The organism is Mesorhizobium sp. M1399, assembly GCF_040317735.1.
Classification (GTDB): Bacteria; Pseudomonadota; Alphaproteobacteria; order Rhizobiales; family Rhizobiaceae; genus Mesorhizobium.
Genome location: NZ_JAMYKZ010000015.1, coordinates 94,086 through 120,346, shown reverse-complemented (window position 1 = coordinate 120,346; position 26,261 = coordinate 94,086). Strand labels below are relative to the sequence as shown.

Sequence of the window (26,261 nt, the reverse complement as noted above, 5' to 3'; positions counted from 1 at the left end):
ACCTGATTGGCTGTTTCGCTGGTTCGGCTACCATCCTGACGACGCACAGCCTGGACCGTTTTTGAGATGGCTTCCGCGCAACTTGTTGGTTGTTGGACGGACCGGTCCTTGGATCGCGCAATCCGCAACACTCCGCCATCGGGCCGGGTAACTTCGATAATGGTTTCGACACGGACAAACTGCGATCCTACGGAGTAGCCAGGCGCCAGGTCATGCCGGAAGTCGTACACTGGAGCCACAAGGGCCCAACGACCGGGCGGAGAACTCGCATCAGCCCGGCCTTCGGCGGTTTCGAAGCTAAACTGCCACTCGCTTGATCCCGCTGCCCGGCCAGCGATGGAGCCGGGCTACTCCAGCACAGACTCTGCCCGTCGATCACCTCGATCGGCACGGACTCCAGACCGACATCGTCGAACAGCCGCGCATTTGACCGCGTTCGCCAAATTAATGGCCGGATCTTTGCGAAGCCTCCGCATTTTCGTGGGGGGGAAGCCCTCCCAGCATCATCGTGATTGGACTTCACGATCGGTCGGAGTCACGCTGGCCGCAGGTATAAGAAGATATGGGTGGGCCAACTATCGTCCGAATAGGAGGCTAAAATGAAGCACCAGACGCTTGAGCAACTGCAGATCGTCGCCGAGATCGATCAGGACTACCTGCGCCAGGCCATGTCGCGCAGCGAACGTCTTGAACGCTGGGCGGAGCTCCTTGAACGGAACCCTGACCGGCGACTCTCGACGCTACACCAGACCGAGTATCAGCCGGTTAGATCACGCGGGGCCATGCGCGGCGACGGCTCGCCGATCTCAGTCGCTTTCGAGGATCCTGTCCTCCGCGCCGCCGGGTTGGAAAACGACAACTACGGCGAAGCGAAGCGGTTCTTCGAACTGACCGACAGGCAATTGCATGAGATCATCTGCTATTGTCATTTCGGCGCGACGGTGAGCGCCGTAACGGCCGCCCGTCACATCCGTGCGGCGATTGCCGGGAGACAGCCAGGCATGTTCGCTCGGATGCGTGAGGCGTTCGTCGGATAAAGCCGGAGCCGTTTCGCAGCATCATTTTTGAAGCGGCTCGCATGGAAAGCCGCCGCCGTAGCGCAGGCAAGCGCTCCCCACGCGGGGAGGCTGCGTTTGCATGAGGGGGTGCGGCTTTCCGCAGGAGCACGCCGACGCCCCCTCCTGCATCTTTTCCATCCGAACCGGAAAGATCCCAATGCTGCCAGCACATCCGTGGTCAGCGCCGGGGTTCAAAGGCTCGAACAGAGCGACATGCGCGCCGGATAAGCGCTATACATTCGCTGTCGAAAATTCGATGCTTCATGGTGGGTCGAAGGTCGCGGACCTATGTCGATCGGGACCGGGAAAGCCAAATCGTGATCGCGAGCAGCTTGGCCTTGTGATCGAGGCCGTCCCGAGCCAGCGCCTCCCCGAACCCGAAATCGATCGAAAGCTGCGCGAGGTCGGGCGCGGTGCCGGCGAAGCGGTCAAAATAGCCCTGGGCGTCGCCCGCTACGAGCCGCTCCAGCATCTCGCGTCCGGCCCATCCGCGTCCCGCTCCGTCACCCGTCGCGGGCTTGATGGGCTGAAATGCCAGCTCGCGTTCGGCGAATACCGACCGGACGATGCCGACGGCATTGACGGTTGCAGGGAAGCCCAGGACCGCGACCGAGACGAAGAGCAGTTCGACGATCGCTTCGGGGGTGCCGCCGGCATTGAGAAAGCCGGCGATATGAAACTTCAATTGCGGCTGGGCGCTTCCGTCGGCCAGCAGCATCGAGACGGTGCAGAGCTGCCTTAGCGGGAGATCCAGCCCCGGGCGGGACAACACATCGCCATAGGGATATTCGACGGTGAAGCGCGACAAATCGGCGGAGGTCTCCGCCAGAGCATTGATCGGTCCATCGAAATTCTCCCCGCCGATCCGGCGGAGCATCTCCAGGCCGCGTGAAAATCGATCCTCATGAGTTTCCGAGGCCATGGCTTGCCCGCTCCGACTGATGGCGAAAGAACTTGCTGCGATGAAGGCAGCCTCAATAAAGCGTCGGCGAGAACTTACTCTTCCCGTTGCTGCGGTGGTGGGACCTGACACTCATGTTCTCTAACTCTGCCCGCCCCCGCTTTATTTCAGGTCAGACCTTGCATCGGCGATTGCGATAAATCAAATTCATTATTAGCATCGCCGTGATGAAGAAGATTCATATCGCTAACGTCGATCTCAATCTGCTGGTCGTCTTCGACGCCCTCGTTGCCGAAGGGCACGCCACGCGCGCGGCCGAGCGGATTGGGCTGACCCAGCCGGCGGTCAGCCATTCGCTCAATCGCCTTCGGGCTCTGTTCGGAGACCCGCTGTTTGTCCGATCCCCGCGCGGCATGACGCCGACGCCACTGGCGCAGGACATTGCGCCGAGTGTTCGGTCGATCCTCGAACAGGTTGAAGGCGTCCTGCTCGGCGGGCGCTCGTTCGATCCGACCGAAAGCACTCGGCAATTCGTGGTCGGTCTCTCCGATTATGCCGCTTTCGTGCTGCTACCGCGTCTGACTGCACGGCTCGGCCGCGAAGCACCAGGCGTTTCTCTGGTGGTCCGCAACACGAGCCGCAGCGTCGGTTTGCCGATGCTGGACGACGGCGCAGTCGAACTCATCGCCGGCAACTTCCCCCAGCCGCCGACCCATATGCGAGAAGAACTGCTATACGAAGAGGACTTCATCTGCGCTGGCCGCGGCGATCACACCGATCTGGCCGATAGTCTCGACCTCGACCGCTATCTCTCGCTGCGCCATCTTCAGGTTTCGATGAAGGGCAATCCGAGCGGCTATGTCGATGCTGTGCTCACCGAGAAAGGATTGAAGAGGAATGTCGTCGTGACGGTCGGCCACTTCTTGATGGCACCGATGCTGGTCGATGCCTCCGAGCTCGTGGCAACGGAACCCCGTCGTCTCTTCGCACCGTTGGCAGGGCGGCTACCGCTCCGACTTTTTCCGCCGCCATTGGATATTCCTTCATTTCGAGTGGTGCAGACTTGGCATGCGCGCCACGACGCCGACCCAGGGCATCAATGGCTGCGACGGGTGCTCAGTGAAGTCGGTCAAGGGGTTTGAGGGCGAAAGCCCCAATCCCCGCTGCCGCCCCAACTGCCAGGACACCGATCCGCCCTGCACGATGCCACTGACCTCGCGGCCGAGCTGGCGGTCGATGACTGGCCGCCACGGGACAAGCGTGAACTCGTGGGACTTCTCGACGATGGCGAACTTGCCACTGGATAGCTGCGCGGCCCCGGTGAAGGTGCCGGTCACGGTTTCGCCCTCGGCGGCAGCTCGGAACGGCAGTGCCTTTTTCGCCGCCAGTTCCCCACCGGCACGGTCAACCTCGCGTTCCTGAAGCGTGGCGATCAGGTTGCGCCGGTACGCGCCCCTTCAAATTTGTAGGTTCGCTGAAAGATCTGTCGATCGATCCAAGCCGCGATTGCCGACGAGGAGTTGAGGACCCTGTGAGAGTATGGCGCTGCAGATCAGGTCCTCGGCAACAAATTTCGTTCTTGCAGTACCGCATTTTTCGAGGGCAGCCACAGCCGGCCTACTGAAAGCCACCCTTTGACCTTGCAGCCTCGGCACTGACGTTGGCTGCTTATGGGACGCGCGTCCCATCCATCAATGTCGGAAATGGGGGGCGGTAGCAGTCATCCAGCTCTTAATCGTCGAATGCGAACTTTTCCGTGATCCACACCTATGAGCTGCCAGTCCGCTCTCGGCTCCATGGCTGTCGTGCAAGGGACCGTATGTAGCGCTGGCACGACAACATTGATTACGGCTCAGGCCTCGTAAGACGTGCCATTTTACCAGGTGGCTAGGTCAGCCTCGTGCGATACGGACTGAGATACAAACTGTGATACAAATCGCTGTGGGCTCCTAGACTAGAAAAAACATCGTAAAATCAATGCCTGCCGAGGCGCGGCATCGCGTCTCGACAGACCCCACCTCAAATCGCCACCTGAAGCGACATCGGTGGCCGCCCGTCCCAACAATCTACTCAATTCCAGAATCATGGAAATCCACAACTCGGTTGGATTGAGCAGCTGAAGCCGAAGTTCATGCGAAATTCGCCGTACTAATTGCCGTACTAATTTACCAAAAAGTACGGCGGCTTGTTGGCTAAGCGCTTGAAAAACTTGGTGATCCCGACAGGAATCGAACCTGTGACCTACAGATTAGGAATCTGCCGCTCTATCCTACTGAGCTACGGGACCATCGCGCCCGACACATAACCGCTTCGGATCGTTTCGCCAAGAGGCAGCTAGGCTGCTCGCTTGGGTTCGACAGCGAACGGGCTCAGGCCCAGCCAAGTCTGCATTTTGCGGGCGATATCCTGATCGCCCGTCAGAATGACTTTCGGCCCGGCCTTCTCGACGGTGATCAGCCCCATCCAGATTTCGGTCATGGTGTGCAGGTCGGTCGAGACGTAGAGATCGACATCGAACCCTGGATCGTACCAGCAGAGGTCGACCTCGCCGTGCTTCTCGACGATCAGCCACCACGACCGTTTGGAGGCGGGGAGCTCCTGGTACAGAAATTGTATCACCGTGCGCCCGTCGGGCAGCGGCGACGCGTTTAGATTGCGCCGCATGTCCCACATCAGCAGCGACGGATCGAGGTTCTTCAGCGACAGCCGCGACTCGACCCATTTCTGCCCCCAAAAGCCCATCGCCTCGACGACGGACCGCAGATCCCTGCCTGCCTCGGTCATCCGGTATTCGAAGATGCCTTTCTCGCCGCGCACCTCCTTGCGCTCGACGATCCCGGCCAGCTCGAGCTCCTTGAGCCGTTGCGACAGAAGGGTCGGCGACATTTTGGGGACGCCGCGGCGCAGATCGTTGAAACGGGTCGAGCCCGCCACCAATTCGCGAAGCAGAACCATGGTCCAGCGGGTGCACAGCACCTCCGCGGCCATCGATAACGGGCAGAACTGCTTGTATCCGGCCTGGGTCATGATGTTGCCTTCCCCTCAAACTCAGCCGGGAGCATAGGCCTTTCCCAGCGGTGCGGCGAGTACAGAAACTGTACCGGCCCAAGTGTGGTGGATTTGAAGTTCCTGCTTTCTGGGTGGCATCAGCGTTAGGAACTTCAAATCCAAAACCATACTGGAAATCCAAGCACTTGCTGGTGTGGCTTTTGAATCCGAAATTCGCTCGCTGCGTTGCTCCAAGTGAATGCGAATTTCGAATTCGCCGCACCAGTACAGATCGCGGACTGGCTGGCGCCGGCCTTGCCATGCGACCCCTCTGCCGCTGCACGGGATACCCCTGTGCACGACCAGGAGACATGACCCATGACCGCTTACGTTATCGCAGACATCAAGGTGAGGGACCCGAAGTGGATGCCGGCCTATGCCGCGTCGGTCCACGACCTCGTTCACAAGCACGGCGGCAGATATCTGTCGCGCAGCGGCAATGTGAAGACGCTCGAAGGCAAGCCGCTCGACACGACGCTGATTGCCTTGATGGCGTTCCCGACCGAGGCCGCGGCGCGCGCCTTCACCGACGATCCCGCCTACGCACCCTTTGTTTCGGCCCGTCAGGGCGGCAGCGACAGCCGTTTCCAGCTGATCGACAACTCCGATCTGGCCGGAACCATCCCGTATCTGCCGAAGGGATGATCTTCCCCTGCATTTGTCGCATCGGGACAGGGATCTCCCAGCAACAACAGCCACAGCGCCCACCTGCCGGACCTCCTTACTTCCGGCGGCCGCCCGGGCTGTGCTTTTCAAGAAGAATGGAATGACTATGACAATCAACTTTCGCAACAAATTCCTCGCTGCCGCGGCGCTGCTGTCGGCCTGCACTGCATTGGCGCAGGCGCATCAGGCAGCGCCCGCGTCCGGTCCCAATCCGCTGGCCGACAAGGTACGCGCCGCCAACAGCCGCTTCGAGAATGTGGCGGCGGCGACCGCCGAGGGCTATGCGCCGATCCCCTGCGCCAGCGGCATCACCGGCGGCGCCATGGGCATCCACTACGTCAATCCCGGCTACCTCAAGGACGACGCTGTCGATGTCGCCAAGCCCGAAGCGGTGATGTACGAGCCGATGGCCGACGGCACGCTAAAACTGATCGCGGTCGAATACATCACCTCGAAAGGCCCGGCCTCGCTCGATGGGCATCTGTTCAACTTCAACAGCGCGCCCAACCGCTATGGCCTCGGCCCGTTTTACGAGCTGCATGTCTGGGCCTGGAAGGGCAACCCGACCGGCGCGTTCGCCGACATGAACCCGAACGTGTCGTGCGAACCGACGACTGCTGCCAGCCAGTAAGCAGCCGGGCCAGGCGGCGCCAACGCCGCCTGGTTTTTAATCTCACAGAGGGGCCAAGCTCCGGGAGATCGCGATGCAACCTGGCATCGTTGGCGTGCCTGTGTGCCCATCGAGCTGTCTTTGCAAAAAGAGTCGCTTGACTGGCGATGTAAAATGCTCATTCTAGAATAATCATTTTACATTGGGTTGCTCCATGACCAGACCGCGACTATTTGACGAAGCCACTGTGCTGGGGGACGCGATGAACGCGTTTCGACGGGCCGGTTTCGCGGGAATTTCGATCAAGGATCTGAGCGATGCCACCGGCCTGACGTCTGGCTCGATCTACAATGCCTTTGGCGACAAGGAAGGTCTCTATCGGGCGGCCTTCGGCCACTATATCGATGCCGTCATCCGACACCGTATCGAGACCTACATCGGCGAAGCAAGCGATCTGGATGGTTTGGAACAGTTGTTCCTGTCGTTGTTGCTGCCCGCCCCGGAATCCGGCGACCTCGGCTGTTTGTTAACGAACGCTGCTGTCGAGTTCGGTGCGCAACCGTCGGTCGCCTCGGAAGGTCTCGCGGAAGGCTTCGCCGTGCTGGAAGCCGCCATCCGGCAGGTCGTGGAGCGCCAGATCGGTGGAGGGCAGGTCGATCTCCACGTCGTCAGGCTTCTGCTTCTCTACCAAGGCATTCTCGTGCTGATCCGCGCCGGCCGAGACGTCTCGGCCTGCCCGGCCGTCATTCGATCAGAATTCGAGCAGCTAAGGAAACTTCTGCCATGATCACCCTTTCCCGCAGGGCGGTGCTTCTCGGCACCGCCGGCAGTCTTCTTGCGCCTTGCCTGCCGGTCTTTGGCGCGTCGCCGGCCATGCCGCCGGTCCGATACGTTCGCTCCAACGGCATCGATATGGCTGTTTATGAAGCCGGCAAGGGACCGGCGGTTGTTTTGCTGCACGGCTTTCCCGAACTCGCCTTTTCCTGGCGTCACCAGATCGCGCCGCTCGCGGCCGCCGGCTACCACGTCATTGTTCCCGACCAGCGCGGATATGGTCTGACCGACCGGCCGTCCAAGGTCGAGGATTATGACATGGTCCACCTGACCGGCGATCTCGTCGGTCTCCTCGATGCTCTCGGCGTCGAAAAGGCCGTGTTCGCGGGCCATGACTGGGGCGGCCTGGTCGCATGGCAGATGCCGCTTTTGCATCAGAGCCGGGTCACTGGCGTCATCGGTGTCAACACGCCATTCATTCCCCATGAAATGCTGTGGCTGCATCCGAGCCTCACCAAGGGGCTGACCGCCCCGGACAAGCCGTTCGTTGCCAACCCGGCAAAAGACCCGATCGCGCAGATGCGCGAAGTCTACAATCCCGACATGTATGTGCTGATGTTCGAAGATGGTGATCTCGCGGACCGTTTGATGGCGCACGACGTGGCGCGGGTGTTCAGGAGCAATATGCGCAAGGGTATTATCACCGCCGCGCAATACGCCAAGCTGCCGCCGCAGGCCCGACACATGACATTCCTACAGGCGCTCTCGCAGCCGGAGCCGAAGACGCTGCCCGGCGAGCTGATCCTGACGCCAGACGAGCTTGCTTTCTATGCCGAGAGCTTCGGGCGCACCGGTTTCACGCCGGGCATCAACTGGTACCGCAACTTGTCCCGCAATTGGAGAGCCGGCTTGAATGTCGACCAGACGATAAAAGTGCCTTCGCTCATGATCGGCGCTGAGGACGACGTCGTGTTATCTCCAGCGATGATGGATGGAATGGACGCCCACATCGCCGATCTCGAAAAACATGTGGTCGCCGGCTGTGGACATTGGTCACAGCAGGAGAAGCCGGGCGAAGTCACCACGCTAATGGTCGATTGGTTGAAGCGGCGGGTTCCTGCGTAGCCGACATGGCGAGCGGTGCAAAGACGGTTAAGATAGCGGAACTTTCGGGATGCCGGCGCGCTTTAGTGTCCCGAAGGAGACACCGCATGAGCGCCACAAAAGAGTTCTTTGAAACCTGGCTGCAGGAGAATGTCGGCAATCTGCCGGCCGAGAGTGAGGTGAGCGTCGCCGTCCTGGCGCAGCAATTCGAGCAGGATGCCGATGCTGCCGGCTACGGCCACGAGGTTCGCGAAGACGAGCTCGGCAACATCCAGGAGGCGATCGAGGCAGCCCTGAAGAAGGCAAGGACAGGCGAAGAGCCGCAGGCTGCCGACGACAATGAGCTGGCGCCGGTTATGGAGGCGCTGGAGGTCGAGGATCCGAAGAGCGGACCGTAGCGGTTGCGGCTCTTCCCTTCCACGCTACATGACCGGGCATAATGGATGCCAAACACCTCACACTCGGCGTCGTGATCGGCGTGGCCATCGGCGTCGTGTTGGACAACATTGTTGCGGGCATTGGTATAGGTATTGCTCTGGGCATTGCCTTCGGCCTTGCCCGGAAGTCGTCCGGCCGGAAGTGACCAGCAGAACATGTCCTGCCCGATTTTGCCGCCCAGAGGTGCGGCGGTCGCCGCACCGCCGATGCCGAACGGCTACGCCGCCAGCGCCGTCTCCGCCAGCTTCACCCAATAGCTCATGCCGTGCGGGATGACCTCGTCGTTGAAGTCGTAGGCCGGGTTGTGCAGGCCGGCGGTATCGCCATTGCCGATGAAGATGAAGGCGCCCGGCCGCGCTTCCAGCATGTAGGAGAAATCCTCGCCGCCCATCACCGGCTGGATGGCGCGGTGCACATGGCTGTCGCCGGCGACGTCGGCCGCGATGTCGCTGGCAAAGACCGTCTCTTCCGGATGGTTGAAGGTGACGGGGTAGTTGGCATTGTAATCAACCTCGATTGTCGCGCCGAAGGCAGCGCCCACGCCTTGGCAAAGCGCGCGGATGCGCTCTTCAGCCTTCTTGGCGACCTCCTTCTTCAGCGTGCGTACGGTGCCGGCGATCTCGGCGCTCTCGGGAATGATGTTATAGGCGTCGCCGGCATGGAATTTCGTCACCGAGACGACCACCGCCTCGACCGGATCGGTGCTGCGCGAGGCGATCGTCTGCAATGCGCCGACAAGCTGGCTGGTGATGACGATCGGATCGATGGTGCCGTGCGGCATCGCCGCGTGGCCGCCCCGGCCCTTGACGGTGATGGTGAATTCGGCGGTCGCCGCCATGATCGGACCCGGCCTGATGGCGAACTGGCCGACCGGCAGGCCCGGCATGTTGTGCATGCCGAACACCTTGGAGATGCCGAAGCGCTCCATCATGCCGTCCTTGACCATCTCGTTGCCGCCGCCGCCGCCCTCTTCGGCCGGCTGGAAGATAACCGCGACGGAGCCGGCGAAATTGCGTGTTTCGGCGAGGTATTTGGCGGCACCCAAAAGCATCGCGGTGTGGCCGTCATGACCGCAAGCGTGCATCTTGCCCGGGACGGTCGAGGCATAGGATTTGCCGCTGATCTCGTTGAGCGGCAGGGCGTCCATGTCGGCGCGCAGGCCGATCGTCGAGCCTTCGCCGTGGCGGCCGCGGATGATGCCGACGACGCCGGTCTTGCCCAAACCCGTCACGATGTCGTCGCAGCCGAAAGCCTTCAGCTTCTCGGTGACGAAGGCGGCGGTCTTGAAGACGTCGAAATTCAGCTCCGGCGTCTGATGCAAATGGCGGCGCCAGCCGGCCACCTCATCCTGCATTTCGGCGGCTCGGTTCAGGATCGGCATGATGGTTCCATTTCGCTGTTGGAGCAGGCGGTCTTGACCTGCTGCTGTGCAATTGTGACTGCTGCCCTGCAACCATGCACGCTGCTTTGCATTGTGCTGCTGCTTCCACATTGTGATCGGCAGCACTTTGCCATGTTGACGTCACATAGAGTAAATAGCACCGCGACTGTGGTCCGGGAACAGAGAGCCGGACCATTATCCTGGCGATCGTGTAACGAAATCTTACGGAGCCAGGGGCGACTGCGGCAAGAGGCTATTTCGGTTTTCATGATGCGCTATAGGCATTTCCTCAAACTGTTGGTGGCGGGCGCGGTGGTGCTTGCGGCGCTGGCCGGGCCTGCCTTGGCCAATCCGACCATCCTGTTCGACCTGAACAGCGGCAAGATCCTGCAGCATCAGGAGGCGTTCAGGCGCTGGTACCCGGCATCGCTGACCAAGCTGATGACCGCCTATGTGGCGTTTCGTGCGATTGCCGCGGGCGAGGTCCAGCTCGATTCGCCGATCAAGGTGACGAAACATTCCGCCGGCGAGCCGCCGAGCAAGATGGGCTTCAAGCCGGGTTCGGTGATGCGGCTGGACAATGCGCTGAAGATGATGCTGGTCAAATCGGCCAACGATATCGCCATGGCGGTCGGCGAGAATATCGGCGGTTCGCAAGCGGCCTTTGCCGAACGCATGAATGCGGAGGCGCGGAGGCTCGGCATGAGCGGGTCCCATTTCGTCAATCCGAACGGGCTCTATTCGCCGGACCAGTATACGACAGCGCGCGATCTCGCTTTGCTGGTGATGGCGATCCGCAAGGAATTTCCGCAATATGCCCCCTGGTTTTCGATCGAAGGCCTTGCCGTCGGCAAGAAGGCGATCTCCAACTACAACCTCCTGATCGGCCGCTATCCGGGTGCCGACGGCATGAAGACCGGTTTCGTCTGCTCGTCCGGTTTCAACATGATCGGCTCGGCTACCCGCAACGGCCGCACCCTGGTCGCCGTGGTGCTCGGCGAGCAATCGGCCGTCACCCGCGCCGAGGCGGCGGCAAAACTGCTCGACCAGGGCTTTGCAACCCCGGCCCCGAGTTGGCTGACGGTCGCAGCGCTGCCTGCCTATGGCGACACCATGTCGGCCAACGACATGAACGACGAGATCTGCAAGAAGAAGCCGGTCGAGGAGCAGTCGGAAGCCGCACCCGCCGTCGGCGACAAGGGCAAGGACGTGCCGAAATCGCCCTATCAGGAAAAGCTCGACCATGTGCCGACGCTGATCGCCGTCGGCCTCGGCGGCGCCACGGGGCCGAAGCCGAAGGCGATGCTCGATGCCTCCGGGCAGGAATATCCCGACGTGCCGCTGCCGACATGGCGGCCGGACCGGGCGCCGCCGGCCGGCGCTGAGCCGGCCGTGGCCGGGTCCACCACCGCCGCGCAGGTCCAACGGCCGGCCAAGGCGCTGAACTAGCCGTATGGCCGGCTTCCCGATCCCCGTTTCGGTGCTCACCGGCTTTCTCGGCGCCGGCAAGACGACGCTGCTCAACCGGCTGCTCCGGGATCCCGCGCTCGCCGACACCGCCGTCATCATCAACGAGTTCGGCGAAGTGGCGATCGACCATCTTCTGGTCGAGCAGGCGTCCGACGGCATCATCCAGCTTTCCGATGGCTGCCTCTGTTGCACGGTGCGCGGCGAGCTGGTCGACACGCTGGCCGATCTCGTCGACCGGCTGCAGACCGGCCGCATCGACCGGCTTGCCCGCGTCGTCGTCGAGACCACCGGGCTCGCCGATCCCGCCCCTGTGCTGCAGTCGATCATGGCACACCCGGCCCTGGTCCAGGCCTTCCGGCTCGACGGCGTCATCACCCTGGTTGACGCCATCAACGGCAATGCGACGCTCGATGCCCATGTCGAGGCGGTGAAGCAGGTGGCCGTCGCCGATCGCATCGTGCTCAGCAAGGCCGACCTGGCTACGGATGCAGGCGACGCGGAGGCGTTGCGGGCGCGGCTCAGGCAGATCAACCCGGGCGCCGTGGTGCTCGACGCGAGCCAGGCAAGCGCGGCGACCCTGTTCGATTGCGGCCTCTACAATCCGGCCACCAAATCCGTCGATGTGCAGCGTTGGCTCGGCGAAGAAGCCGGCCACGACCATGATGTTGGCAGCCATGACCACAGCGGTCATGGTCATGCCGACCACGGTCACCATGACCATGGCCACAGGCACGATTCCCGCATCCGCGCGTATTCGCTGGTTCATGACGGGCCGGTGCCGTTTTCGGCAATCGAGATGTTCCTCGATCTGCTGCGCTCGGCGCATGGCGAGCGCCTGTTGCGGATGAAGGGCGTCATCGAGCTTGCAGAAGACCCGTCGCGGCCGCTGGTTATCCATGGCGTGCAGAAGATCCTGCATCCGCCGGTGCAACTGCCGGCTTGGCCGGACAGCCAGCGCGGCACCAGGCTGGTGCTGATCACGCTCGACATGCCGGAAGACTATATCCGCCGGCTGTTCGCCGCCTTCACCAACCGGCCGTCGATCGACACGCCGGACCGCGCGGCACTGGAAAGCAACCCGCTGGCTATTGCCGGGCGGTAGAGGCTTTCATCAGTTTTAAGTCGAACGCCGCGCTGCCCCTCATCTGCCTGCCGGCATCTTCTCAAGAAGGACGCTCTCGTCGACGATTTCGCCAATCTCCAGCGCCGCAGAAAGAGCGCCAAAGTTGCGGCCAGCCCCTTCTCCCCGTCACTATACGGGGAGAAGATGCCGGCAGGCAGATGAGGGGCAGCGCACCGTCAGCAGAACGAGCTAAGTCCAGGCTCGGCCGCCGCCGCGCTCGACCAGGAAGCGGTGGCCGCCCGATATTGCCGCCGTTTCGATCAGCCGATGGCCGCTCTCGGCGCAGAAGGCGGGGATGTCGATGACGGCGAGGGGGTCGGTGGTTTCGAGCCAGAGGCGGCTACCCGGCGGCATTGCGGCCAAGCGCTTTTTGGCCTTGAGCGCGGGCAACGGGCAGTTCAGACCTTTGAGGTCGTAGACGGCGGCGGGGCTGGTTGAGGGCCTGTCTCCTTGGCCCCCATCTTCTTGTTCAAGCATGAAGCTCAGCCGCCAAACATGCCGAGCAGCTTTTTCTTCAACCTTGTCGCCGTGCTTTCGGCGTCCGCAGCCTGCGTTTCGACTGCCGGGGCGGCCTCCGATGGCGCTACAGTGGCGGTGGCGACAGGCATCTCGGCGGCGGTCTTGGCAGCTTCCTTTTCAGCCAGTGCCTGCGCCTTGGCCGCTTCCTTCTCGGCCAGCGCCTGCGCCTTGGCTGCCTCTTTGGCGGCCTTGGCCGCTTCAATGGCGGCTAGCCTTTGTTCCTCGGCCTTCTGCTTGGCGGCCTTTTCGGCGTCGAGTGCCGCCATCTTGCGGCCGGCCGGCGAATCGACGCGGCCCATGCGCGCCGTCTCGGTCACCGTGCCGTCTGGGTTGAGCGACGGCGGCTCGATCGGCACGCGTTCGCCGCGGGCACGCCGTTTCGACCAGTCGGAAACGATGCTGGCTTCCTTGATCCCGGCGATGGTCGGCTTGGGTGCCGGCACGCTGGCCTTGACGGCGCCGTTGAAGGCCGCCTCATAGGTGCTTTGATAGGCGTTGATGGCGCTCTTCAGTGAATCGGGCTGGGTGGTCGCAGGGCAAGCGCCGGTCGGATTAAAGGTCGAGCCGTCGGCCGCAACCTGGTTGAAGACGTAGCGCTTCTCGCAGACGTCGACTTTCGGCGGCACCTTGGTGACTTCGAAATTGTCGTAGCCGACCTTCAGCATCTTCCAGAATTCGTAGTTCGGGTCGTTGCGGTAGCGCGCCATGTTGGCTGCAGTCATGCGGAACGGAAAAGCCTGGATCTGGAACTCGGTCTGGCCGCCCTGGAAGGCGTCACGACCGAAAGCGTAGATCTGCTCGATCTGCGCGTCGGTCATCGAATAGCAGCCCGACGACGAGCAGGCGCCATGGACCATCAGGTTGGAACCAGTGCGGCCATTGGCGCGGTCATAGGCGTTCGGGTAGCCGATGTTGAAGGACAGGTGATAATTCGACCGCGGGTTCATCTGCGCCGGGCGGACCGTGTAAAAGCCTTCCGGCGCTTGGCGGTCGCCTTCGGTGAACTTCGGCCCGAGCTTGCCCGACCATTTGCAGATGTCGTAGCTGGCGACCAGGTCGTAGCGGCCGTTGGTCTTGGCCTTCCAGATTTCGAGCTTGCCTTCTTCCTTGAAGATGCGGGCCATCACCGAAGAGGTGCGGACCATGCCCTTGGCCCTCATCTCGGCCAGGATCTTGTCCGGCAGCGGCTTGTTGGCCTGCGGTGCAAAATCCTTCATCGAAGCATCATTGCAGCCGGCGACGCCGATCGCAGCGATCAGAACTCCGGTGCGGGCAAGCTTGGCAAACATGGATATGGCTATCGTCTTCATCTCTGCGCCGCGGATGCCGCGGCTGCTAAACTGACCACTGACGGACCTTAAGCCCGTTAACCTTGAAAATTCCTTACCGCAAGCGACCTTGCGCCAAGCAGCCCTCTTGCCCCAAACGAAATTGGCGCGTCCCCTACGGCAAGCTCACTGTGACGAACGCAGCGGCATTTTTGTGGCGAAATTGCTCCACGCCGTCACATTTCAGGCCGCGCACCTGCGTTGGCTACAGATTGCGGCCCATCGCCAGGTATTTCTCGCGGCGATGCTCGCGGAAGTCGGTGTTGGCGCCGGAAAATTCCTTCATCGTCCTGGCGATGAGGTCGCCGGTGGCGGCAATCACCGTTTCGGGGGCGCGATGGGCACCGCCGAGCGGTTCGGCGACGATGGCGTCGATGATCTTCAGCTCCAGCAGATCCTGCGCCGTGATCTTCATGTTGGTCGCAGCATCCCTGGACCGGGTGGTGTCGCGCCACAGGATCGAGGCGGCGCCCTCCGGCGAGATCACCGAATAGATGGCGTGTTCGAGCATGTAGACGCGGTTGGCGGTGGCGATCGCTATGGCGCCGCCGGAGCCGCCTTCGCCGATCACCACCGAGATCGACGGCACCTTCAGGCCAAGGCAGGCTGAGGTCGAGCGGGCGATGGCTTCCGCCTGGCCGCGCTCTTCGGCGTTGACGCCGGGATAGGCGCCGGCAGTGTCGACCAGCGTCAGCAGCGGGATTTGGAAGCGGTCGGCGAGTTCCATCAGCCGTACCGCCTTGCGGTAGCCCTCCGGCCGCACCGAGCCGAAATTATGCTTCAGCCGGCTTGCCGTGTCGGAACCTTTTTCCTGGCCGATGATCGCCACCGGCTCGCCACGGAAGCGGGCGAAGCCGCCGACGATCGCCTGGTCCTCGCCGAAATTGCGGTCGCCGGCGAGCGGCGTGAAATCGGTAAGCAGGCCCTTGATGTAGTCGATGCAATGCGGCCTGTCCGGATGGCGCGCCACCTGCACCTTCTGCCATGGCGTTAGCGCCTTATAGGCGTCGCGCAGCGCATCGCGTGAGCGCTTCTCGAGACGGGCGATCTCATCGCCGACGTCGACCGCCTCACCGTTCTCGGCAAGCTTCTTCAGCTCGAGGATCTTGCCTTCGAGATCCTGCACAGGCTTTTCGAAATCGAGGTAATTGTACATTCTTGGGCGAACCGGCAGGTCGGAAGGCAATGACTGACGCAAGCCCGAAAATGCAGGCTGGGCGCGGTGGAACGTCGTTCTCACATAGCGACATGACGCCTAGTCGGCAAGCGGATGATGATCGTTGACCAGACGCACCAGCCGCTCCTCCAGTACATGGGTGTAGATCTGCGTCGTTGAAATATCGGCATGGCCGAGCAGCTGCTGCACGGCCCTGAGATCGGCGCCGTTCTGCAGCAGATGGCTGGCGAAAGCATGGCGCAGCACATGCGGCGATATCTTCGCCGCGGCAATGCCGGCTCGCGCGGCAAGCCCTTTCAGCTCGCGGGCAAAGACCTGTCTCGAGAGATAGCCGTTTTCGGAGGCGGCCGGAAACAGGAACGGGCTGTCGGCAAGAGCCGGCACCGCCGCCCGTGCGGCAAGCCAGGTCCGCATCGCCGTGCGCGCCTTGGCCGACAGCGGCACCATGCGTTCCTTGTTGCCCTTGCCGCGCACCATGAAGAAGCGGTCGTCGCGCTGCGCCACCGTCACCGGCAGGCTGACCAACTCCGAAACCCGCAGGCCGGTGGCGTAGAGGACCTCGACCAGTGCGTGCAGGCGCAGCGCCGCCAGGCTGTCGTCGTCGTTGAGCGAGGGGTCGATCGCCTCCTGCGTGGCGCGGTCGAGCAGCCGGCCGGTATCGGCCTCGCTCATCGTCTTCGGCAGCGGCCGGCCTTTCTTCGGGCTGTCCAGCGTGCCGGTCGGATCGTCGCCGCGCAGGCCTTCGGCGTAGAGGAACTTGAAGAACTGACGGATTGCCGACAATTTGCGCGCCTGCGAGGTGGCGGCAAAGCCGCGCGCGGCGATGTCGTCGAGATAGGCACGGATGTCGGTGCTGGTGGCAGCGGCGAGCCCGCCGCCGATCCCGGCGGAAGCGTCCTCGAGGTCGCGGCGATAGGAGGAAAGCGTGTTTTCGGCAGCGCCGCGCTCGGCGCTCATCATCTCGAGAAAGGCTTCGATGCGGGCGGCGCTGTTCATTTTTTGGGATTGAGCTTTTCCGGAGGGATACGCACGCTCATTTCCGCCTTTCTCGGCTCGACGAACATGACCAGGGCGAACATCGCGCCGTAGACAATGCCGGCCAGAATCACGAGCGTCACGACAAAGCGAAACAGTGTCGGCATTAATTTTCGCCCGTCGTCTTGTTCTGCATTTCCAACCCTGTGCCCTTATGAGACGCCAATCCCACCAATTCAAGGGTGAAGCCGATAACAGGTCCCGGGCGCGCCGCGCTTGACGCAAACAGGCTTTTGATGTCGATACGCCGGCAAAGAGGCCCTAGAAACATGAACGCGTTACCAGCAAACCCTCCGGGCGAGAGCCATGCCGCGCTGCTCGGCCGGCTGGGCGACCGTTCCATCGTCTTTGTCGGGCTGATGGGCGCCGGCAAGACGGCGATCGGCCGCAAGGTGGCGGCGATGCTGGCGCTACCCTTTATCGACAGCGACCAGGAGATCGAAAGTGTTTCGCGCATGAGCGTCCCGGACCTGTTCGAGCGCTATGGCGAGGCGGAGTTCCGGGCACTGGAGCAGCGCGTCATCCTGCGCGTGCTGGAGCACGGGCCCCAGGTGCTGTCGACCGGCGGCGGCGCCTTCATGAATGCGCAGACGCGCGAGGCGATCGCCAGCCATGGCGTTTCGGTCTGGCTGAAGGCCGAGATCGACCTGTTGATGGAGCGCGTTTCCAAGAAGCAGAACCGGCCGCTGCTGAAAAGCGCCGATCCCCGGGGGGTGCTGGAGCGGCTGATGGCGGAACGCTACCCGGTTTACGCCGCGGCCGATGTCATCGTGCCGACCCGCGACGACCGCAAGGAGATCATTGCCGCCGAAGTGGTGGACGCGCTGCGCGGCCATCTCGGCGTTGCCGACATCGACGAGGTGCGGTCGTGAGCGCTGATGCAACGGTCTCTGTCGAAGTCGGGCTTGGCGAGCGTACCTACGACATTTTGATCGGCCCCGGCCTGCTGTCACGCGCCGGCGCCGAAATTGCGCGCCGTCTGCCGGGCACAAGGGCGGCGGTCGTCACCGACGAAAACGTCGCTAGCGCGCATCTCGCAACGCTTGCGGCCGGCCTGGCAAGCGGTGGCATCCAACATGCAGTCATCACGCTGCCGCCCGGCGAAAAGACCAAGAGCTTTGCGCACCTGGAAGAGGTGGTCGACGGCGTGCTGGCCGCCAAGCTGGAGCGTGGCGATGTCGTCGTCGCGCTCGGCGGCGGCGTCATCGGCGACCTCGCCGGCTTTGCCGCCGGCATCGCGCGGCGCGGCATGAACTTCGTGCAAATCCCGACCTCGCTGCTGGCGCAGGTCGATTCCTCCGTCGGCGGCAAGACCGGCATCAACAGCAAGCGCGGCAAGAACCTGGTCGGGGTGTTTCACCAGCCGAGGCTGGTACTGGCCGACACCGAAGTGCTCGACACGCTGCCGATCCGCGAGTTTCGCGCCGGCTATGCCGAACTGGCCAAATACGGGCTGATCGACCGGCCGGAGTTCTTCGCCTGGCTGGAGGAAAACTGGTCTCGCGTGTTTGCCGGCGGGCCGGAGCGGGCAAAAGCGATTGCCGAGGCCTGTCGCGCCAAGGCCGACGTCGTTGCACGCGACGAATTCGAGACCGGCGACCGTGCGCTGCTCAATCTCGGCCACACCTTCGGTCACGCGCTCGAGGCGGCGACCGGCTATGACGGCACGCGGCTGGTGCATGGCGAGGGCGTTGCCATCGGCATGGCGCTGGCGCACCGTTTTTCTTCAAGGCTCAATTTGGCGAGCCCCGACGATGCGGCGCGCGTCGAGGCGCACCTTCGCGTCGTCGGCCTGCCGTGGTGCATGGCCGACATTCCAGGCGAATTGCCTGACGCCGAAAAGCTGTTCTCCTTCATCACCCAGGACAAAAAGGTGTCGCGCGGCGCGCTGACCTTCATCCTGACGCGCGGCATCGGTCAGGCCTTCATCGCCAGGGATGTGCCGGCCTCGGAAGTGCTGGCGTTCCTCGGGGAGAACCATCCGGGATGAGCCAGGCCGGCTGGATCGCGGCTGCTGCGCTTGCCGGCCTCGGCCTGCTGGGCTTCGTCTTGCGTCGGCACCTGTTCGCCGCCTTCGGCTACGAGTTGCAGCGTATCGAGCCGCAGCGCTCGACGCATGAGGAACTGCGTGGCGCCGTCGACGATTTCCGCCGCGACGGCCAGGTGGTGCGCGAGGATCGTGCCCGCATTGGCGGCCTGTTCGACCTTGAGGAGCTCGAAGTGTCGGACGTGATGGTCCACCGCACCAATATGCGCTCGGTCAACGCCGACGACCCGCCGGAAGCGGTGGTGCGCGAGATCCTGCAGAGCCCGCATACCCGCATGCCGCTGTGGAAGGGCTCGCTCGACAACATCGTCGGCGTGCTGCACGCGAAGGACCTGCTGCGCGCGCTGAACGAGGTCGGCAATGATTTCTCCAGGATCGACGTGATGAAGATCGCGTCGCGGCCGTGGTTCGTGCCCGACACCACGACGCTGCAGGAGCAGCTCAACGCCTTCCTGCGCCGCAAGGCGCATTTCGCCATCGTCGTCGACGAATATGGCGAGGTCGAGGGACTGGTGACGCTGGAGGACATCATCGAGGAGATCGTCGGCGAGATCGCCGACGAGCACGACATCGACATCCAGGGCGTCAAGCAGGAAGCCGACGGCTCCGTCGTCGTCGACGGCACGGTGTCGATCCGCGACCTCAACCGGGCGCTCGACTGGAACCTGCCGGACGAGGAAGCCACCACCATTGCCGGCCTTGTCATCCACGAGGCGCAGTCGATTCCGGACGAAAAGCAGGCCTTTACGTTTCACGGCAAGCGCTTCGTCGTCATGAAACGCGACAAGAATCGGATCGCGCGGCTGAGGATCAAGCCGGCGATGCTTGGCGAATGACAGTGCACGCCTTATGGCAGCCGTGGGCAGTCAGGAGTCTATGACAATCGATCGGCGAACCCTGCTTCTGGTGTCGATGGCGGCGCTGCTGCCGGGTCAGGCTGCAGCGGCATTGCAGCTGCGTCCGCCATCACCCGAAACCTTCGACTATGGGCCGGCCAAGCTCGACATTTATTCCCGCGATGGCGCAAGCGGCCTGCCGGTCGTCTTTTTCGTCCATGGCGGCGCCTGGCGGGTCGGCAACCGCAACAACGTCAACTCCAAGCCGCAATTCCTGCTCGACAATGGCTTCTGCTTCGTCTCGATCGACTACCGGATGCTGCCTGAAGCCGACGTCGCCACCCAGGCCGCCGATGTCGAACTGGCGTATCGCTACGTCCGCGCCAACATCGCCAGCCATGGCGGCGATCCGGACCGGATCGTCGCGATGGGCCATTCGGCCGGCTGCCATCTCGTCGCGCTGACCGGCCTGCGCGGCGGCCTGCCCGGCGTCGCGGCGCTGGTCCTCGACGATACCAGGGCCTATGATCTGGAGGCGTTGGCCAGGAGCGGCGGCATGGCAGGGGTCTATGCCCGCGCCTTTCCCGATCCGGCGCAGTGGCGGGCGCTGTCGCCGGTCACCTATGTCGACGGCCGCAAGCATCCGCCGACGTTCATCGCCTATTCGCGGGCGAAAACCCGCGCGGCGGACGCGCAGGCCTTTGCCGGGCGTCTGGGCGCCACCGGAACCAGGGTCACGCTGTTCGATGGCAGCGCCTATTCGCACATGTCGATCAATCGCGACTTCGGCACCGAAGGCGATGCGTTGACCGCCGCGGTGATGGCTTTCCTGAGGGCGAGCCTCGGCTGAGTTACAGTTTGGATGGCGGCAGGCAGGTGAGGGGCGCGCAGACGCGGGAACGAGGGCCGGCTAAAGCCGAAGCGATTTTTGTGTCTATGGTCATTGGCCGTGGTCACATCTGACCTTATATGGTGAACGGCAATTTTGTTCATTGAGGTGGCGCATGACCGCGCAGGTGTCGAAATCGAAGTTCAAGGCAAAGGCTCTCGAGTATTTTCGTCAGGTTGAAACGACTGGCGAGCCAATCATTGTGACCGATCACGGCCAGCCCACATTAGAGATACGACGCTATGAATCGGTTGCGCGCGACCCTTTGGAGGTGCTGCGTGGGTCTGTCCTGCGTTACGACCGCCCGACGGATCCGGTGGCCGAAGATGATTGGGAAGCCAGCAATTGATCGTGTTGGACACGCATGTTCTCGTCCGCTGGGTCGGCGGTGAGACCGATCTGCTTTCAGAACCAGCACTTCGCGCAATCGAGCGGGAGAGGTTAGGCGGCGAGATTTTGATCTCCTCGATATCAGCATGGGAAATCGCCATGCTGGTTTCCAGGGGGCGTCTCCTGCTATCGATGGATGTGGGTGAATGGCTGGCGACGGTCAGCAAGCTTGAAAAATTGAGCTTCATTTCCGTCGACAATGAGATCGCCGTGACTAGTACCGAACTTCCGGGAGAGTTTCACAAGGATCCGGCTGATCGGATCATTGTTGCGACCAGTCGAAAATTTGCGGCACCTTTGGTGACCGCGGATCACAAGCTGCGAGACTATCGATATGTAAAGACAATCTGGTAGGGCAACTACCAGCGGGTCTTTTCGCCGGGCGCCGCCGGCTCGATCGCCAGGGCATGGACGCCGGATTTCAATTCCTCGGCCAGCAATGCGTTGACGGCGCGGTGGCGTTCGACGCGGCTCATGCCGGCAAAGGCGGGCGCGACGATGCGGACGCGGAAATGCGTCTCGCCGGTGCCGTCGAAGGTGGCGTGATGGCCGGAATCCAGATGATGATGGCCGGCATGGAGATGGCTTTCGTTGATGACGGCCAGCCGTTCCGGCGAAAACGCCTTTTTCAGCTTGTCTTCCATCGTTGCCTGTATGGACATCGCCGCTTCCCTTCACCACATCTATGTCATCGCACAAAATTCGCCGTTCGCCGGTTTTATGCCGCGATTCAGCGGTTAGGGCGATCATCGCGAAAATGTCAATTCTTGTTTCGCATCAGCGAACAGCCCATAAATGGGTGAGATGAAGCCGTACCCAAAATATTTCGAAAAGATTCGCATCCGCCCGGAGAAGGACGCGGAGCTGAAGTCGCGCTCGCCGATCTGCCAGTGGGATGGCTGCAAGGAGGCCGGCACCCACCGCGCCCCGGTCGGACGCATGAAGGAAGGCGAGTACTTCCAGTTCTGCTTCGATCATGTGCGCGAGTACAATAAGGGCTTCAATTATTTCTCGGGCGTTCCCGACACCGAGATTGCCCGCTTCCAGAAGGAGGCCATGACCGGCCACCGGCCGACCTGGAAAATGGGCGTCAACGGTGCTTCGACACGCTCCTCGCCCGACTTCGCCCAGGCGCGCTCCGGTCGCGCCGGCTACTACAACCGCATGCGCGATCCGTTCGATCTGTTCAAAGGCCCGAAGGACCCGCGCGAAGCACGCGAGCGCAAGGCCAAGCCGCTTGAGGCCAAGGCACTGGAAACGCTTGGCCTTGATACAAAGGCGACTGGCAAGGATATCAAGGCGCGCTATAAGGAACTTGTGAAACGCCACCATCCGGATGCGAATGGCGGCGACAGAGGTTCGGAAGACCGGTTCCGCGATGTGCTCCAGGCCTATCGCGTGCTCAAGCAGGCAGGTTTGTGCTGAGCGACCTTACGGTTCGTGTCGCTTTCCAACTTTCATAAGGTTGGAAAAGGCTCTAAGACCGCCCCCGAACAAAATCGATTGCCAGCGAAACGCGGCGTTTCGCTTGTGGAGACGTTGATAGAGATGAACAAGGTCGATCGCGACATCGCCAACCTGCCCGACACCACGGTGTCGGTGAAGGAGACATTCGGCTTCGACTCCAAGATGGTGGTGCCGGCCTATTCGGTGACGAGCGAGCATGTGCCCGACATCGACCCGGACTATCTGTTCGACAAGAACACGACCATGGCGATCCTCGCCGGCTTTGCCTACAACCGCCGGGTCATGGTGTCGGGCTATCACGGCACCGGCAAATCGACGCATATCGAGCAGGTCGCCGCCCGCCTCAACTGGCCCTGCGTGCGCGTTAATCTCGACAGCCATGTCAGCCGTATCGACCTCGTCGGCAAGGACGCCATCGTCGTCAAGGACGGGCTGCAGATCACCGAATTCCGCGACGGCATCCTGCCCTGGGCCTATCAGCACAATGTTGCGCTGTGCTTCGACGAATACGATGCCGGGCGTCCGGACGTGATGTTCGTCATCCAGCGCGTGCTGGAATCGTCGGGCCGGCTGACGCTGCTCGACCAGAGCCGGGTCATCCGCCCGCATCCGGCCTTCCGGCTGTTTTCGACCGCCAACACGGTTGGGCTGGGCGACACCACCGGCCTCTATCACGGCACCCAGCAGATCAACCAGGCGCAGATGGACCGCTGGTCGATCGTCACCACGCTGAACTATTTGCCGCACGACAATGAGGTGAACATCGTGCTGGCCAAGGCCAAGCACTATCGCGACGGCAAGGGCAAGGAGATCGTCAACAAGATGGTGCGCGTCGCCGACATGACGCGCTCGGCCTTCATCAACGGCGATTTGTCGACGGTGATGAGCCCGCGCACGGTCATCACCTGGGCCGAGAATGCCGAGATCTTCGGCAATATCGGCATGGCGTTCCGGCTGACCTTCCTCAACAAATGCGACGAGCTGGAACGCTCGCTGGTCGCCGAGTTCTACCAGCGCGCCTTCGGCGAAGATCTGCCGGAATCGGCTGCCAATGTGGTGCTGGGCTAAGCAGAGTCTCGATGGCGGGTCCGGGCGACAACACGCGAAACAAATCCAAGACCGGCGCTGAGAACGACAGCTTCAAGCGCGCGGTTACCGTCTGCATGCGCGCCATCGCCGGCGACAAGGACCTCGAAGTCGGCTTCGCCAAGGACCGGCCGGCGCTGGCCGGCAGCCGCGCCCGGCTGCCCGAACTGCCGAAGAAGGCATCGAAAGCCGATATCGCCATCACCCGGGGGCTCGGCGATTCCATGGCGCTGAAGCGCGCCTGCCATGATGCGCGCATCCACACCAGGCTGGCGCCGGAAGGCAAGCAGGCCCGCGCCATCTATGACGCGGTCGAGCAGGCCCGGGTCGAGGCGATCGGCAGCCGCGCCATGCAGGGCGTTGCCGACAATATCGGCTCGATGCTCGAAGACAAATACGCCCGGGCCAACCTCGTCGACGTCAAGGACAAGGCCGACGCGCCGATCGAGGAGGCGCTGGCGCTGATGGTGCGCGAAAAGCTGACCGGCCGCACTGTGCCGAAGAGCGGCGAACGGCTGGTCGATCTCTGGCGGCCTTGGGTCGAGGAAAAGGCTAGCGCCGACCTCGACGGGCTGTCGGCAAAGCTCGACGACCAGCAGGCCTTTGCCCGCGTCGTGCGCGAGATGCTCGCCTCCATGGAAATGGCCGAGGAACTCGGCGACGACCAGGAGACGGAAGACTCGGAGGACAACGACGAAAACCAGCCGCAAGGCGAGGAGCAGAGCGAGGAGGGCGGCGAAGACGATTCCGGCTCCGAGCAGTCGCAGTCCGAAGATACCGAGGCATCGTCCGACGACGAGCAATCGGCCGAGACCGAGGCCTCCGACGCCACTGCCGACGACCTTTCCGACGATGACGACGCCGACGCGGAGACGCCCGGCGAGGCGCGCCGCAACGACAATCCCTTCACCAATCTGCCGAAAGAGATCGACTACAAGGTCTTCACCACGGCCTTCGACGAGACCGTAGGCGCGGAGGAACTGTGCGAGGAGGAGGAACTCGACCGGCTGCGCGCCTTCCTCGACAAGCAGCTCGCCAACCTGTCCGGCGTCGTCGGGCGGCTGGCCAACCGGTTGCAGCGCCGCCTGATGGCGCAGCAGAACCGCTCCTGGGATTTCGACCTCGAAGAAGGTTATCTCGATCCGGCACGGCTGGTGCGCGTCGTCATCGACCCGATGCAGCCGCTGTCCTTCAAGCAGGAGCGTGATACCAAATTCCGCGACACGGTGGTGTCGCTGGTGCTCGACAATTCGGGTTCGATGCGCGGCCGGCCGATCACGGTCGCGGCGACCTGCGCCGACATCCTGGCGCGCACGCTGGAACGCTGCGGCGTCTCAGTCGAAATCCTCGGCTTCACCACCCGCGCCTGGAAGGGCGGGCAGGCGCGCGAGAAATGGCTGAAGGAAGGCAAGCCGCCGAACCCCGGCCGGCTCAACGATCTGCGCCACATCATCTATAAATCCGCCGACCATCCGTGGCGGCGGGCGCGCCGCAATCTCGGCCTGATGATGCGCGAGGGCCTGCTCAAGGAAAACATCGACGGCGAGGCGCTGCTTTGGGCGCACAACCGGCTGATCGCGCGGCCGGAGCAGCGCAAGATCCTGATGATGATCTCGGACGGCGCGCCGGTCGACGATTCAACGCTGTCGATCAATCCGGGCAATTATCTCGAGCGGCATCTGCGCGCCATCATCGAGCTCATCGAGACGCGCTCGCCGGTCGAGCTTTTGGCCATCGGCATCGGCCACGACGTCACCCGCTACTATCGCCGCGCCGTCACCATCGTCGATGCCGAAGAACTGGCCGGCGCCATGACCGAGCAACTGGCCTCGCTGTTCGCCGAGGAAACCGTGCGCGACACGCGGCGCGGCGGCATGCGGCGCGCCGGATGATTTTTTCCCGCGGCGGCCTTTGGCAGACGCTTTTGGCCGCCATTGCGTTGTCAGGCATCAGTTTGGCGCCGGCTGTCGCTGCCGGGCCGGCCCCGGTCGAGCCGGCCGAAATCTCGGCACGGCCGATCAGCGAATTCCATATCGGCCGGCCGGACAAACAGTTCGGGCCGCTCGAATTCGTCGGCGGGCTCGAAATGACCTCGCCGACGCGCGATTTCGGCGCGCTGTCGGCGCTTCGGTTCCTCAAGCCGGGCAGCGATTTCATCGGCGTCGCCGATACCGGCTTCTGGTTCTTCGGCACCCTTGTCCACGATGCCGACAAGCGGCCTTCCGGCATTCAGAATTTTCGCATGCAGCAGATGGTCGATGCTGCCGGCCAGGCCATCGACCTGAAATGGGCGGTCGATGCCGAAGGCCTCGCGGTCCAGGACGGCATCGCCACGGTCGGCTTCGAGCGCGATCACCGTATCGCAGAGGTCAAGATCGATCCGGACGACATGAAGGCGCCGTTCAAGCAATTGGACTTCCTGATCCCGGCCTGGGAACTTCGCCGCAATCGCGGCTTTGAGACCGTCGCCCGCGCCCATCCTTACGGACAGCACGCGGGCGGGCTGGTCGTGGTGTCGGAAAAGAGCCTCGACAAGGCCGGTAACATCTTCGCGGCGATCATCGAAGGGCCGCATAAGGGCGTCTTCACCGTCAAGCGCAATGGCGACTTCGACATCACCGACGGCGCCTTCCTGCCGGATGGCGACCTGTTGCTTCTGGAGCGCAGTTTTTCGATGGCCGGCGGCGTCAAGATGCGGCTGCGGCGCATCTATGGCGAAAGCGTCGAGAAGGGCGCCGTCGCCGACGGGCCGGTGCTGCTTGAAGCCGACATGGATTACCAGATCGACAACATGGAAGCGCTCGACGTCTGGACCCGCGACGACGGCGCGCTGATCGTGTCGCTGATGTCCGACGACAACCACTCGATCCTGCAGCGCAACCTCTATCTGGAATTCATCCTGCACGAGGATTGA

At 62.8% G+C, this 26,261-nt stretch carries 29 protein-coding genes, 1 tRNA gene and 2 pseudogenes; 21 read left to right on the top strand and 11 right to left on the bottom strand.

Annotated elements, in window-relative coordinates; all coding sequences use genetic code 11:
• Positions 1–170: 170 nt before the first annotated feature.
• Positions 171–295, top strand: a pseudogene (locus NKH05_RS25015) (IS6 family transposase); the annotation flags it as partial.
• A gap of 304 nt (positions 296–599) precedes the next feature.
• The gene (locus tag NKH05_RS25010) at positions 600–1,037 is read left to right on the top strand and encodes a hypothetical protein (RefSeq protein WP_292659986.1); all 438 of its coding nucleotides are present in this window, start codon (positions 600–602) and stop codon (positions 1,035–1,037) included.
• A gap of 307 nt (positions 1,038–1,344) precedes the next feature.
• Here NKH05_RS25010 and NKH05_RS25005 read toward each other — a convergent pair whose 3' ends face one another.
• On the bottom strand, positions 1,345–1,980 hold the full coding sequence (locus NKH05_RS25005) for a carboxymuconolactone decarboxylase family protein (protein WP_023722339.1): 636 nt from the start codon (positions 1,978–1,980) through the stop codon (positions 1,345–1,347).
• Positions 1,981–2,186: 206 nt separating this feature from the next.
• Between NKH05_RS25005 and NKH05_RS25000 the strand changes: the two genes are divergently transcribed.
• Positions 2,187–3,101: a LysR family transcriptional regulator gene (locus NKH05_RS25000; RefSeq protein WP_023722340.1), complete on the top strand. Its 915-nt coding sequence runs from the start codon at positions 2,187–2,189 to the stop codon at positions 3,099–3,101.
• 12 nt (positions 3,102–3,113) lie between these two features.
• On the opposite strand, the pseudogene NKH05_RS24995 reads toward NKH05_RS25000, so the two are convergent.
• From NKH05_RS24995 to NKH05_RS24985, 3 genes and pseudogenes are all read right to left on the bottom strand, one after another.
• Positions 3,114–3,407, bottom strand: a pseudogene (locus NKH05_RS24995) (DUF3363 domain-containing protein); the annotation flags it as partial.
• A 762-nt stretch (positions 3,408–4,169) separates the two neighbouring features.
• Positions 4,170–4,246, bottom strand: a tRNA-Arg gene (locus NKH05_RS24990).
• A 47-nt stretch (positions 4,247–4,293) separates the two neighbouring features.
• Positions 4,294–4,986 carry a winged helix-turn-helix transcriptional regulator gene (locus tag NKH05_RS24985; RefSeq protein ID WP_023722341.1) on the bottom strand — a complete coding sequence of 231 codons (693 nt, stop codon included), beginning with the start codon at positions 4,984–4,986 and terminating at the stop codon, positions 4,294–4,296.
• Positions 4,987–5,325: 339 nt separating this feature from the next.
• Between NKH05_RS24985 and NKH05_RS24980 the strand changes: the two genes are divergently transcribed.
• The 6 genes from NKH05_RS24980 (at position 5,326) to NKH05_RS24955 (ending at position 8,744) form a co-directional block, all read left to right on the top strand.
• A complete protein-coding gene (locus tag NKH05_RS24980) occupies positions 5,326–5,652 on the top strand; it encodes a DUF1330 domain-containing protein (RefSeq protein ID WP_023677873.1) in 327 nt (108 codons plus the stop codon).
• A gap of 127 nt (positions 5,653–5,779) precedes the next feature.
• The gene (locus tag NKH05_RS24975; RefSeq protein WP_502896926.1) at positions 5,780–6,304 is read left to right on the top strand and encodes a hypothetical protein; all 525 of its coding nucleotides are present in this window, start codon (positions 5,780–5,782) and stop codon (positions 6,302–6,304) included.
• Positions 6,305–6,545: 241 nt separating this feature from the next.
• Positions 6,546–7,070, top strand: coding sequence for a TetR/AcrR family transcriptional regulator (locus tag NKH05_RS24970; RefSeq protein ID WP_051409761.1), 525 nt, complete (start codon positions 6,546–6,548; stop codon positions 7,068–7,070).
• A gap of 86 nt (positions 7,071–7,156) precedes the next feature.
• A complete protein-coding gene (locus NKH05_RS24965) occupies positions 7,157–8,182 on the top strand; it encodes an alpha/beta fold hydrolase (RefSeq protein ID WP_352483560.1) in 1,026 nt (341 codons plus the stop codon).
• Positions 8,183–8,268: 86 nt separating this feature from the next.
• Positions 8,269–8,559 (top strand): DUF768 domain-containing protein, encoded by a 291-nt coding sequence (locus tag NKH05_RS24960; protein ID WP_023722345.1) that lies wholly within the window; start codon positions 8,269–8,271, stop codon positions 8,557–8,559.
• 41 nt (positions 8,560–8,600) lie between these two features.
• Positions 8,601–8,744, top strand: coding sequence for a glycine zipper domain-containing protein (locus NKH05_RS24955; RefSeq protein WP_198023575.1), 144 nt, complete (start codon positions 8,601–8,603; stop codon positions 8,742–8,744).
• Between the two features lie 72 nt (positions 8,745–8,816).
• On the opposite strand, the gene NKH05_RS24950 is transcribed toward NKH05_RS24955, so the two are convergent.
• On the bottom strand, positions 8,817–9,980 hold the full coding sequence (locus NKH05_RS24950; RefSeq protein ID WP_352483482.1) for a M20 aminoacylase family protein: 1,164 nt from the start codon (positions 9,978–9,980) through the stop codon (positions 8,817–8,819).
• 270 nt (positions 9,981–10,250) lie between these two features.
• On the opposite strand from NKH05_RS24950, the gene NKH05_RS24945 reads away from it, so the two are divergent.
• The gene (locus NKH05_RS24945) at positions 10,251–11,429 is read left to right on the top strand and encodes a D-alanyl-D-alanine carboxypeptidase family protein (protein WP_352483561.1); all 1,179 of its coding nucleotides are present in this window, start codon (positions 10,251–10,253) and stop codon (positions 11,427–11,429) included.
• A gap of 4 nt (positions 11,430–11,433) precedes the next feature.
• A complete protein-coding gene (locus tag NKH05_RS24940) occupies positions 11,434–12,552 on the top strand; it encodes a CobW family GTP-binding protein (RefSeq protein ID WP_352483483.1) in 1,119 nt (372 codons plus the stop codon).
• 210 nt (positions 12,553–12,762) lie between these two features.
• On the opposite strand, the gene NKH05_RS24935 is transcribed toward NKH05_RS24940, so the two are convergent.
• The 5 genes from NKH05_RS24935 to NKH05_RS24915 form a co-directional block, all read right to left on the bottom strand.
• Complete coding sequence (locus NKH05_RS24935; protein ID WP_352483484.1) at positions 12,763–13,050, bottom strand: sulfurtransferase TusA family protein; 288 nt, start codon at positions 13,048–13,050, stop codon at positions 12,763–12,765.
• Positions 13,051–13,055: 5 nt separating this feature from the next.
• On the bottom strand, positions 13,056–14,381 hold the full coding sequence (locus NKH05_RS24930; protein WP_352483562.1) for a L,D-transpeptidase family protein: 1,326 nt from the start codon (positions 14,379–14,381) through the stop codon (positions 13,056–13,058).
• Between the two features lie 244 nt (positions 14,382–14,625).
• Positions 14,626–15,576, bottom strand: coding sequence for an acetyl-CoA carboxylase carboxyltransferase subunit alpha (locus NKH05_RS24925; protein WP_023721141.1), 951 nt, complete (start codon positions 15,574–15,576; stop codon positions 14,626–14,628).
• Positions 15,577–15,675: 99 nt separating this feature from the next.
• Positions 15,676–16,593 carry a site-specific tyrosine recombinase XerD gene (locus NKH05_RS24920; RefSeq protein ID WP_352495633.1) on the bottom strand — a complete coding sequence of 306 codons (918 nt, stop codon included), beginning with the start codon at positions 16,591–16,593 and terminating at the stop codon, positions 15,676–15,678.
• The gene (locus tag NKH05_RS24915) at positions 16,590–16,739 is read right to left on the bottom strand and encodes a hypothetical protein (RefSeq protein ID WP_023721139.1); all 150 of its coding nucleotides are present in this window, start codon (positions 16,737–16,739) and stop codon (positions 16,590–16,592) included. The genes NKH05_RS24920 and NKH05_RS24915 overlap by 4 nt, the downstream gene beginning before the upstream one ends.
• A gap of 162 nt (positions 16,740–16,901) precedes the next feature.
• On the opposite strand from NKH05_RS24915, the gene NKH05_RS24910 reads away from it, so the two are divergent.
• The 6 genes from NKH05_RS24910 (at position 16,902) to NKH05_RS24885 (ending at position 21,148) form a co-directional block, all read left to right on the top strand.
• Positions 16,902–17,504 (top strand): shikimate kinase, encoded by a 603-nt coding sequence (locus NKH05_RS24910; RefSeq protein WP_352483486.1) that lies wholly within the window; start codon positions 16,902–16,904, stop codon positions 17,502–17,504.
• Positions 17,501–18,622 carry a 3-dehydroquinate synthase gene (gene aroB, locus NKH05_RS24905; protein ID WP_352483487.1) on the top strand — a complete coding sequence of 374 codons (1,122 nt, stop codon included), beginning with the start codon at positions 17,501–17,503 and terminating at the stop codon, positions 18,620–18,622. The genes NKH05_RS24910 and aroB overlap by 4 nt, the downstream gene beginning before the upstream one ends.
• Entirely contained in the window at positions 18,619–19,515 is an 897-nt protein-coding gene (locus tag NKH05_RS24900; RefSeq protein WP_023721135.1) for an HlyC/CorC family transporter, read from the top strand. Before aroB ends, NKH05_RS24900 begins: the two co-directional genes overlap by 4 nt.
• Positions 19,516–19,555: 40 nt before the next feature.
• The gene (locus NKH05_RS24895; RefSeq protein WP_352483488.1) at positions 19,556–20,365 is read left to right on the top strand and encodes an alpha/beta hydrolase; all 810 of its coding nucleotides are present in this window, start codon (positions 19,556–19,558) and stop codon (positions 20,363–20,365) included.
• Positions 20,366–20,519: 154 nt separating this feature from the next.
• Entirely contained in the window at positions 20,520–20,753 is a 234-nt protein-coding gene (locus tag NKH05_RS24890) for a type II toxin-antitoxin system Phd/YefM family antitoxin (RefSeq protein ID WP_023721134.1), read from the top strand.
• 2 nt (positions 20,754–20,755) lie between these two features.
• Positions 20,756–21,148 (top strand): type II toxin-antitoxin system VapC family toxin, encoded by a 393-nt coding sequence (locus NKH05_RS24885; protein ID WP_245278670.1) that lies wholly within the window; start codon positions 20,756–20,758, stop codon positions 21,146–21,148.
• Positions 21,149–21,153: 5 nt separating this feature from the next.
• Here NKH05_RS24885 and NKH05_RS24880 read toward each other — a convergent pair whose 3' ends face one another.
• A complete protein-coding gene (locus NKH05_RS24880) occupies positions 21,154–21,456 on the bottom strand; it encodes a BolA family protein (protein ID WP_023721132.1) in 303 nt (100 codons plus the stop codon).
• 133 nt (positions 21,457–21,589) lie between these two features.
• On the opposite strand from NKH05_RS24880, the gene NKH05_RS24875 reads away from it, so the two are divergent.
• The 4 genes from NKH05_RS24875 to NKH05_RS24860 all read left to right on the top strand — a co-directional run bounded on the left by NKH05_RS24875 (position 21,590) and on the right by NKH05_RS24860 (position 26,261).
• Positions 21,590–22,219 carry a J domain-containing protein gene (locus NKH05_RS24875; RefSeq protein ID WP_036238769.1) on the top strand — a complete coding sequence of 210 codons (630 nt, stop codon included), beginning with the start codon at positions 21,590–21,592 and terminating at the stop codon, positions 22,217–22,219.
• A gap of 123 nt (positions 22,220–22,342) precedes the next feature.
• The gene (gene cobS, locus NKH05_RS24870; RefSeq protein WP_023721131.1) at positions 22,343–23,329 is read left to right on the top strand and encodes a cobaltochelatase subunit CobS; all 987 of its coding nucleotides are present in this window, start codon (positions 22,343–22,345) and stop codon (positions 23,327–23,329) included.
• 11 nt (positions 23,330–23,340) lie between these two features.
• Positions 23,341–25,239 (top strand): cobaltochelatase subunit CobT, encoded by a 1,899-nt coding sequence (gene cobT / locus NKH05_RS24865; RefSeq protein WP_353026284.1) that lies wholly within the window; start codon positions 23,341–23,343, stop codon positions 25,237–25,239.
• Positions 25,236–26,261 (top strand): esterase-like activity of phytase family protein, encoded by a 1,026-nt coding sequence (locus NKH05_RS24860; RefSeq protein ID WP_352591175.1) that lies wholly within the window; start codon positions 25,236–25,238, stop codon positions 26,259–26,261. Before cobT ends, NKH05_RS24860 begins: the two co-directional genes overlap by 4 nt.

Excerpts from the sequence above, each read along its gene's own strand:
- NKH05_RS25000 (WP_023722340.1), top strand. The coding sequence starts at position 2,187 with ATGAAGAAGATTCATATCGCTAACGTCGATCTCAATCTGCTGGTCGTC.
- cobS (WP_023721131.1), top strand. The coding sequence starts at position 22,343 with ATGAACAAGGTCGATCGCGACATCGCCAACCTGCCCGACACCACGGTG.
- NKH05_RS25010 (WP_292659986.1), top strand. The coding sequence starts at position 600 with ATGAAGCACCAGACGCTTGAGCAACTGCAGATCGTCGCCGAGATCGAT.
- NKH05_RS24980 (WP_023677873.1), top strand. The coding sequence starts at position 5,326 with ATGACCGCTTACGTTATCGCAGACATCAAGGTGAGGGACCCGAAGTGG.
- NKH05_RS24875 (WP_036238769.1), top strand. The coding sequence starts at position 21,590 with ATGGGTGAGATGAAGCCGTACCCAAAATATTTCGAAAAGATTCGCATC.
- cobT (WP_353026284.1), top strand. The coding sequence starts at position 23,341 with ATGGCGGGTCCGGGCGACAACACGCGAAACAAATCCAAGACCGGCGCT.
- NKH05_RS24900 (WP_023721135.1), top strand. The coding sequence starts at position 18,619 with ATGAGCCAGGCCGGCTGGATCGCGGCTGCTGCGCTTGCCGGCCTCGGC.
- NKH05_RS24920 (WP_352495633.1), bottom strand. The coding sequence starts at position 16,593 with ATGAACAGCGCCGCCCGCATCGAAGCCTTTCTCGAGATGATGAGCGCC.
- NKH05_RS25005 (WP_023722339.1), bottom strand. The coding sequence starts at position 1,980 with ATGGCCTCGGAAACTCATGAGGATCGATTTTCACGCGGCCTGGAGATG.
- NKH05_RS24965 (WP_352483560.1), top strand. The coding sequence starts at position 7,157 with ATGCCGCCGGTCCGATACGTTCGCTCCAACGGCATCGATATGGCTGTT.
- NKH05_RS24910 (WP_352483486.1), top strand. The coding sequence starts at position 16,902 with ATGAACGCGTTACCAGCAAACCCTCCGGGCGAGAGCCATGCCGCGCTG.
- NKH05_RS24930 (WP_352483562.1), bottom strand. The coding sequence starts at position 14,381 with ATGTTTGCCAAGCTTGCCCGCACCGGAGTTCTGATCGCTGCGATCGGC.
- NKH05_RS24985 (WP_023722341.1), bottom strand. The coding sequence starts at position 4,986 with ATGACCCAGGCCGGATACAAGCAGTTCTGCCCGTTATCGATGGCCGCG.
- NKH05_RS24945 (WP_352483561.1), top strand. The coding sequence starts at position 10,251 with ATGCGCTATAGGCATTTCCTCAAACTGTTGGTGGCGGGCGCGGTGGTG.
- NKH05_RS24925 (WP_023721141.1), bottom strand. The coding sequence starts at position 15,576 with ATGTACAATTACCTCGATTTCGAAAAGCCTGTGCAGGATCTCGAAGGC.
- NKH05_RS24940 (WP_352483483.1), top strand. The coding sequence starts at position 11,434 with ATGGCCGGCTTCCCGATCCCCGTTTCGGTGCTCACCGGCTTTCTCGGC.
- NKH05_RS24975 (WP_502896926.1), top strand. The coding sequence starts at position 5,780 with ATGACAATCAACTTTCGCAACAAATTCCTCGCTGCCGCGGCGCTGCTG.
- NKH05_RS24895 (WP_352483488.1), top strand. The coding sequence starts at position 19,556 with ATGACAATCGATCGGCGAACCCTGCTTCTGGTGTCGATGGCGGCGCTG.
- NKH05_RS24880 (WP_023721132.1), bottom strand. The coding sequence starts at position 21,456 with ATGTCCATACAGGCAACGATGGAAGACAAGCTGAAAAAGGCGTTTTCG.
- NKH05_RS24955 (WP_198023575.1), top strand. The coding sequence starts at position 8,601 with ATGGATGCCAAACACCTCACACTCGGCGTCGTGATCGGCGTGGCCATC.
- NKH05_RS24890 (WP_023721134.1), top strand. The coding sequence starts at position 20,520 with ATGACCGCGCAGGTGTCGAAATCGAAGTTCAAGGCAAAGGCTCTCGAG.
- NKH05_RS24915 (WP_023721139.1), bottom strand. The coding sequence starts at position 16,739 with ATGCCGACACTGTTTCGCTTTGTCGTGACGCTCGTGATTCTGGCCGGC.
- NKH05_RS24935 (WP_352483484.1), bottom strand. The coding sequence starts at position 13,050 with ATGCTTGAACAAGAAGATGGGGGCCAAGGAGACAGGCCCTCAACCAGC.
- NKH05_RS24960 (WP_023722345.1), top strand. The coding sequence starts at position 8,269 with ATGAGCGCCACAAAAGAGTTCTTTGAAACCTGGCTGCAGGAGAATGTC.
- NKH05_RS24970 (WP_051409761.1), top strand. The coding sequence starts at position 6,546 with ATGAACGCGTTTCGACGGGCCGGTTTCGCGGGAATTTCGATCAAGGAT.
- NKH05_RS24950 (WP_352483482.1), bottom strand. The coding sequence starts at position 9,980 with ATGCCGATCCTGAACCGAGCCGCCGAAATGCAGGATGAGGTGGCCGGC.
- NKH05_RS24860 (WP_352591175.1), top strand. The coding sequence starts at position 25,236 with ATGATTTTTTCCCGCGGCGGCCTTTGGCAGACGCTTTTGGCCGCCATT.